This window comes from Streptomyces alkaliphilus, from assembly GCF_014141535.1.
Classification (GTDB): domain Bacteria; phylum Actinomycetota; class Actinomycetes; order Streptomycetales; family Streptomycetaceae; genus Streptomyces; species Streptomyces alkaliphilus.
Window position 1 is genome coordinate 1 of sequence record NZ_VKHT01001519.1, and the last position, 802, is coordinate 802.

General features: G+C 72.2%; 1 protein-coding gene. It reads right to left on the minus strand.

Annotated elements, in window-relative coordinates; genetic code table 11:
- Window positions 1-10 precede the first annotated feature (10 nt).
- A partial coding sequence (locus FNQ90_RS25430) for a vWA domain-containing protein (RefSeq protein WP_182608461.1) occupies window positions 11-802 on the minus strand: 792 nt, incomplete at its 5' end.

An 802-nucleotide genomic window follows, 5' to 3' on the forward strand; every position in this document is an offset into this window, starting at 1 on the left:
GGCCGGTGGGTCAGCGCAGGATGCCCGCCCGACGGGCGGCGGCCAGCCAGGCGGGGAATTCCGAGAGCAGCCGGTCGTACAGCTCGGTGTCGGAAAGGTGATCGATGTCGTCCACGGAGAAGAACCCGACGTTGTCCACCCGGCGGCCGGTGAGGGTGTCCAGGCGTTCCAGCACCCCGTAGTCCGACCGACCCAGACCGACGAACTGCCAGAAGATCGGCTCCTCGACCGCCTCCCGCAGTTCGCGCTCGATCTCCGCGTTGCGGTAGACACCGCCGTCGGAGAAGAACAGGACGAGCACGGGCAGCGGCGAGGGGTCGGAGCGCACGTGCGCGCGCACCTCGGCGATGACCTTCTGCTCCTCGTTCTGAATACCGACGGCGCGCATGTCCACCTGCCGGGAATCCAGCTCGCGCGGGCGCCTGCGGGGTCGGCCGAACAGGCTCATCCGTCCCACCCGAACGTGCAGCCGCAGCCACTCGGGCAGCTCGGCGAGGCGCAGGTCCGGGAGGCGTGCGGGGGAGGAGGCGAAGGTCCACGCCCGCATGCCGCCCTCGTCGTCGAGTTGGGCGGCGACCGCCGCCATGCGCTCCACCACCCCGGTGACGGTGCCCTTGGCGTAGAGGGCGCTCATCGAGCCGGAGGCGTCCAGCACGAGGATCACCCGGGCGCGCACGTCACGGGCGCCCCGCTTCTCCAGGCTGACGGCGACCTGACGCTTGCGCAGCGACAGCCGCTCGGCCATGTCGGAGGGCAGGCTCCGGCCGGGGGTGCCGACTCCCGGACCGGGGGCGGCGGGGAC